This window comes from Lentzea aerocolonigenes (assembly GCF_000955955.1).
Classification (GTDB): domain Bacteria; phylum Actinomycetota; class Actinomycetes; order Mycobacteriales; family Pseudonocardiaceae; genus Lentzea; species Lentzea aerocolonigenes_A.
Genome location: NZ_JYJG01000448.1, coordinates 1 through 6322 on the forward strand (window position 1 = coordinate 1; position 6322 = coordinate 6322).

At 69.1% G+C, this 6322-nt stretch carries 7 protein-coding genes; 5 read left to right on the forward strand and 2 right to left on the reverse strand.

The window, feature by feature from the left end; translation table 11 throughout:
• A partial coding sequence (locus UK23_RS43190) for a PaaX family transcriptional regulator C-terminal domain-containing protein (RefSeq protein WP_231114946.1) occupies positions 1–741 on the reverse strand: 741 nt, incomplete at its 3' end.
• A 91-nt stretch (positions 742–832) separates the two neighbouring features.
• Here UK23_RS43190 and UK23_RS43195 point away from each other — a divergent pair.
• From UK23_RS43195 to UK23_RS43215, 5 genes are read left to right on the forward strand one after another with little or no spacing between them, the layout of a single operon-like run.
• On the forward strand, positions 833–1708 hold the full coding sequence (locus tag UK23_RS43195; RefSeq protein WP_045317632.1) for an SDR family oxidoreductase: 876 nt from the start codon (positions 833–835) through the stop codon (positions 1706–1708).
• Positions 1705–2580 (forward strand): amidohydrolase family protein, encoded by an 876-nt coding sequence (locus UK23_RS43200; RefSeq protein ID WP_045317633.1) that lies wholly within the window; start codon positions 1705–1707, stop codon positions 2578–2580. Before UK23_RS43195 ends, UK23_RS43200 begins: the two co-directional genes overlap by 4 nt.
• The gene (locus tag UK23_RS43205; protein WP_045317634.1) at positions 2577–3035 is read left to right on the forward strand and encodes a MaoC family dehydratase; all 459 of its coding nucleotides are present in this window, start codon (positions 2577–2579) and stop codon (positions 3033–3035) included. Before UK23_RS43200 ends, UK23_RS43205 begins: the two co-directional genes overlap by 4 nt.
• Positions 3036–3047: 12 nt before the next feature.
• A complete protein-coding gene (locus UK23_RS43210; protein ID WP_045317635.1) occupies positions 3048–4364 on the forward strand; it encodes an MFS transporter in 1317 nt (438 codons plus the stop codon).
• A complete protein-coding gene (locus UK23_RS43215; RefSeq protein WP_045317636.1) occupies positions 4303–5739 on the forward strand; it encodes an acyl-CoA synthetase in 1437 nt (478 codons plus the stop codon). Before UK23_RS43210 ends, UK23_RS43215 begins: the two co-directional genes overlap by 62 nt.
• Here the strand turns inward: UK23_RS43215 and UK23_RS43220 are convergent.
• A complete protein-coding gene (locus UK23_RS43220; RefSeq protein ID WP_045317637.1) occupies positions 5728–6264 on the reverse strand; it encodes a phosphotransferase-like protein in 537 nt (178 codons plus the stop codon). The two genes, UK23_RS43215 and UK23_RS43220, sit on opposite strands and share 12 nt — an antisense overlap.
• Positions 6265–6322: the final 58 nt, after the last annotated feature.

The following is a 6322-nucleotide window of genomic DNA, read 5'->3' on the forward strand; positions in this document are numbered from 1 at the left end:
CTCCACATAGCGCGTGGCGAGAGTCTGGAACAGCTGCTCCGCCTCGATGGCCGGCCAGTCGCCGGCCAGCAGCTCGGCCGGCAGGTGCGGGTCCTGGCGCACCAGGTCGAGCCAGTCGGCGTGCAGCACGAGCTGGCGCGCCAGGTCGTCGGGCAGTGAGGCGTCCGGGATGCGCCAGCGGGCCAGGAAGTCCTGGTAGCGCGCGGCGATCGCGGCCGTGTCGAACGCGCGGGTGGCCAGGTCCGCGGCCTCGGTCGGCTTGGCGTGCTGGGCGGTGAAGACCGTGACGTTCTCGGTGAGGCCCAGGTCGGCGACCATCTCGGTGACGTCGCGGGTGCCGGGCGCGATCCACAGGCCGTTCTGCACGGGGCCGAAGCCTGCCCACTGCAGCTGCGAGCGCAGGTCGTGGCGGTCGCCGCGGCGGCCTTCCGGCAGGGAGAAACCGACCAGCGTCCAGGTGCCGTCCCAGTCGCGGTTGACGGCGCCGCGCTGCCAGATGCGGCGTTCACCGTCCTGCAGGACGTCCTTGGCCCGCGGGGTGAGTCCGAAGTAGACCTTGCGGCCGTTGCGGTGCTTGGCGAGCAGGCCCCTCGACGTCATACGGGTCAGGGTCGAGCGCACGGCCTCCTCCGAGACGTCCACGCGGCCGAAGACGTCGATCACGCTGCCCGAGTAGACCGCGATGTCGCGGCCCAGCACGTACAGCCCCAGGAAGTTCAGCATCAACGACTGCGGCGTCACGCTGCCCACCATACATGTTGTGCAACATCTAGACGAGCGTCATGAATGTGCCGTACGTTGGGTCGCGACCCCAACGGAGAGGACTCGTCGGATGGAGCTGTCGGGCAAGGTCGCGATCGTGACCGGAGCCGGCCGGGGGCTGGGGCGGGCGTATGCGGAAGCCTTGGCGCGCAACGGGGCCCACGTGGTCGTGAACGACGTGGACGACGTCGCCGAAGAGGTCGCCGCGGGCATCGGCGGCAGGGCGGTGATCGCACCGGTCGGGTCCACCGAGACGGCCGAGCGACTCGTCGAGACCGCCGTCGAGGAGTTCGGACGGCTCGACGTGCTGGTCACGAACGCCGGGATGCTGCGCGACCGCGTGCTGTGGAAGATGAGCGACGAGGACTTCGACGCCGTGATCAACGTGCACCTGCGCGGCACGTTCACGTGTGCCCGGGCGGCGGCGATCCGCATGCGGGAGCAAGGGACCGGCGGCAGTCTGGTGCTGATCTCGTCACCGGCCGGGCAGCGCGGCAACTTCGGGCAGACCAACTACGCCGCCGCCAAGGCCGGGATCACCGCGATGGCACGAACGTGGGCGCTGGAGCTGGCGCGGTCGGACATCGCCGTCAACGCGGTCGTGCCGGTCGCCGCGACCGAGATGACCAGGACGATCCCGGCGTTCGCGCCGTTGATCGAGGAGTCGGAGCGGACCGGGGCGCCGTTGCCCGCGTGGGTGCGCAGGGACGAAGGGCTCGGCACGGTCGAGGACGTCGCGGAGCTGATCGTCTACCTCGCCTCGGACGCGGCGAAAGGCATCACCGGACAGGCGATCGGCATCGGTGGCGACCGGCTCGCGCTGTGGTCGCACCCGGCCGAGAAGCAGGTGGAGTTCGCCGACTGTGGCTGGACGGCTGCGGAGATCGCCAAGCGGTGGAGCTTCGAACCCGAGTCCTACGGCATCCCGGCTCCGGTGGCGCCATGAACGTTGACGACCTGGTCGCGATCGACGTGCACACGCACGCGGAGATCTCCAGCGACGGCCACAGTTCGCTCAGCCCTGCGCTGATCGAGGCGTCCGCCAAATACTTCAAGGCAAAGCACCGCCAGCCGACGATCGCTGAGACGGCAAGCATCTACCGCGAGCGCAACATGGCCGCGGTGATCTTCACGGTCGACGCGGAGCACGCCACCGGCCACCCGCGCATCTCCAACGAGGAGATCGCCGCGTCCTGCGCCGAGCACGCCGACGTGCTGATCCCGTTCGCGAGCGTGGACCCGTGGAAAGGCCGGACTGCGGTGAGGGAAGCCCGCAGGCTCGTCGAGGAGCACGGCGTGCGCGGGTTCAAGTTCCACCCCAGCCTGCAGGACTTCTCGCCGGACGACCGGATGGCGTACCCGCTGTACGAGGCGATCGAGGAGCTCGGCGTACCGGCGCTGTTCCACAGTGGACAGACCGGGATCGGCGCCGGTGTGCCCGGTGGCGGCGGCATCCGGCTCAAGCACTCCAACCCGATGCTCGTCGACGACGTGGCGGTCGACTTCCCGCACCTCAGGATCGTGCTCGCGCACCCGTCGTTCCCGTGGCAGGACGAGGCTCTCGCCGTAGCGACGCACAAGCCGTTCGTGTACATCGACCTGTCCGGCTGGTCGCCGAAATACTTCCCGCCGCAGCTCGTGCGCTACGCCAACACGTTGCTGCAGGACAAGGTCCTGTTCGGCTCGGACCACCCGGTGATCACGCCGGACCGCTGGCTCGCGGACTTCGCCAAGCTCGACATCTCCGACGACGTCCGCCCGAAGATCCTCAAGCACAACGCCGCCCGTCTGCTCGGACTAGTCAAGGAGGACGCGTGACCACCGCCGTCAACGGGCTCGAAGAGCTGAAAGCACTTGCCGGACAGGACCTCGGCCACACCGACTGGCTGCAGATCGACCAGGGGCGCGTCGACACGTTCGCCGACGCCACCGACGACCACCAGTGGATCCACACCGACCCGGAACGCGCCGCCACCGGACCGTTCGGAACGACCATCGCGCACGGCTACCTCACGCTCGCGCTGCTCATCCCGTTGATGAGCGAGCTGCTCGAAGTCTCGGGCGTGCGGATGAGCATCAACTACGGCCTGGAGAAGGTGCGCTTCCCCGCACCCGTCCCGGTCGGCGCCAAGATCCGGCTGCAGGGCCAGGTCGCCGCTGTGGAAGAGGTCAAGGGCGACGGGGTGCAGATCACGATCGATTTCACCGTTCAGATCGAGGGCTCAGACAAGCCCGCGTGCGTCGCGCGTGGGATCTACCGCCACTACGCCTGAGATGAGAGTGCCATGGCGACAACAACGCAGTTACGCCGTGCCGTCGCGTCCAGCTTCCTCGGCAGCGTGATCGAGTACTACGACTTCCTGCTCTACGCCACGGCTTCCGCGGTCGTGTTCAACAAGGTCTTCTTCTCCTCGCTCGACCCGCTGGTGGGCACGATCGCGAGCTTCGGCACGTTCGCCACCGGCTACCTCGCCCGCCCGCTCGGCGGTGTCCTCTTCGGACACTACGGCGATCTGCTGGGACGCAAGAAGATGCTCGTGCTCACCATGAGCCTGATGGGCGTCGCGAGCTTCCTGATCGGCCTGCTCCCCACCTATGGCCAGGTCGGCTGGCTCGCGCCGGCCGGGCTCATCCTGCTGCGCGTCGTCCAGGGCATCTCGGTCGGCGGTGAGTGGGGCGGCGCGGTCCTGATGTCCGCCGAGCACGCCACCTCACGACGTGGGCTGTGGGCGAGCTTCACCAACGCGGGCGCGCCGTGCGGCATGGTTCTCTCCACCGCCGCCCTCACCGGCACCGCTGCTCTCGTGGGTGAGAAGGCGTTCCTCGACTGGGGCTGGCGGGTTCCGTTCCTGCTCAGCCTGGTGCTGCTCGGCATCGGCCTGTTCGTGCGGATGAAGGTGCAGGAAACGCCCGTGTTCCAGGCAGAGCGGAAGCGCACCTCGGCACCGCTCGTGGACGTCCTGCGCAACCACCCGCGCACGCTGCTGCTCGGCGTCGGCGTCGGCCTCTCGGCGTTCGTCGCCCAGTCCACGCTGACGACGTTCGTGCTGGCGTACGGCGTGCAGGCAGGCAACTCCAGGCAGTCGATCCTCAACGCGCTGACGCTCTCGTCCGCACTCGCGGTGATCGGCATCATCGGCTGGTCGGCGGCGTCGGACCGGTTCGGGCGCAGGCCTGTCGTGCTCGCGGGCGCCGTGCTCATGGCCGCGTTCGGGTTCGCGCTGTTCCCGTTGGTGGACAACGGGTTCGTCGTCATCGCGCTGGTCCTCGGCCAAGCCGTGATCCATCCGATGATGTACGGGCCGCTCGCCGCGCTCTACAGCGAACTGTTCAGCACCGGCAGCCGCTACACCGGCGCATCGCTCGGCTACCAGCTCGCGGGACTCGGCGCGGGCCTCGCCCCGTTGCTCTTCGCCCAGGTGCAGAGCGCGGCCGGCACGGGCGCGATCCCGGTCATCCTCGCCGCGTTCTGCGTGCTCACGGTCGTCTGCACGGTCGCACTGCGCGAGACCAGCCACACCAGCCTGACAGGAGACAGGAATGCGGAACGCGGGACTGGGCAGCTGGCCACACCGCCGCGCGCGCATGGCGCCGAAGCGTGAGGCGTTCACGTACAACGGAGTCTCCACGTCGTACGGAGAGGTCGCGGCCCGCACCACGAAGCTGGCTCATCAGCTACGGGAACTCGGTGTGCGCCAAGGTGATCGCGTCGCCTACCTCGGCCAGAACCACCCGTCGTTCGCCGAGACCATGTTCGCCGCCCACCAGCTCGGCGCGATCTTCGTCCCGCTGAACTTCCGCCTGTCCCCCGCCGAGATCACTTACCAGCTGGCCGACTGCGGCGCGCGCGTGCTGATCCACGCGCCGTCGCACGTCACGGAACACCCGCGGGCCATCTCGCTCGACGCGTACGAGGACTGGCTCTCCGCAGGCTCGGACGAACCGCTCGACGAGCCGGTCTCCATCGACGAGCCCGCCCTGATCCTCTACACCTCCGGCACCACCGGCAGGCCCAAGGGCGCCGTGCTCACCCACGCCAACCTGCTGTGGAACACCTTCAACCTGATGATCGGCGTCGACGTCGCCACCGACGACGTCGCGCTGGTCGCCGCTCCGCTCTTCCACGTCGCCGCGCTGACCCAGACGCTGCTGCCCACGTTCATCAAGGGCGGGCACAGCGTGATCGTCCCGCGCTGGGACGTCGACGAGTGCCTCGACGTCATCCAGGGCTACGGCGTGACGTGGATGTTCGGGGTGGCCACGATGTACGCGGACCTGGCGGCGTCACCACGCTGGCCGTCAGCCGACGTGTCGTCGTTGCGCGTGCTGTTGTGCGGCGGGGCGTCCGTGCCGGACGCGGTGATCCACGCCTATCAGGAACGGGACCTGGTGTTCTGCCAGGGTTACGGCCTCACCGAGACCGCGCCCGGTGCCACGTTCCTGGAGGCGGCGGACAGCGTGCGCAAGGCGGGTTCGGCCGGCCCGCCGGTGTTCTTCGGCGACCTGCGGCTGGCGGACACCGGCGAGATCGAGGTGCAGGGCCCGAACGTCACCCCGGGCTACTGGAACGACCCGGTCGCCACCGCGGCCGCGTTCACCGCCGACGGCTGGTTCCGCACCGGCGACCTCGGGCGGCTCGACGACGGTCACCTGCACGTCGTCGACCGGCTCAAGGACATGTTCATCTCGGGCGGCGAGAACGTCTACCCGGCCGAGGTCGAGAACGCGATCACCGACCACCCGGACGTCGTCGAGGTCGCGGTGGTCGGCGTGCCGGACACGCGGTGGGGCGAGGTCGGGCGGGCGTTCGTGCGACCGCGGGAGGGCGCGGTGGTCGACGCCGTGGCGCTGCGCGAGTTCCTGTTGCCGCGTCTCGCGAAGTACAAGATCCCCGTGCACGTCCAGATCGTGGACGAGCTGCCGCGCACGGGGTCCGGGAAGGTCCTCAAACCGGCACTGCGCGGCCTACCCCTGTAGCCGGTGGCCACCGGCGGTCAGCACGCGGCGAACCTCGGCCGCCGTCTGCTCCGCGTCCAGACCGCCGGTGTCGATCGCGTGACCTTCGAGCTCACCGAGCTGTGCGAACGCGCCGTGCAGGCCCGTGATCGCGTCGACGTTCTTCAGCTCGTCCCCTGCACGTTGCCGAGCGCGCGACAACGTGACGTCGAGATTCGGCCTGAGCACCACATAGGACACCGTCAGCTCACCCACGAGCGCACGGAACGGCGGCAGGAACCACGGGCCGATGATGCCGTCCACCACCACGTCGTAGCCGCCGCGCGCGAAGGTGCGAACAGTGGAGACGATCGCGTCGATGACGACCTCGTTCTGCCGTTGTGCCTCTGGCAGGAACGGCAGGACGAAGCCGGTGCGGATCGAGCGGTAGAACTGGTCGGTCGTGAGGTTGACGGTCGGGACGGCGGCGCCGGTGGCGAGCAGTTCGGCCACGGTCGTCTTCCCCGCGGCGGGCGGGCCGGTCAGGATGATCACTTCACCGTTCACGCCGCCGGACGCTAGTAGCGCGACCCACTAGTAGTGCTTTGTTGGGTCAGCAAGAACC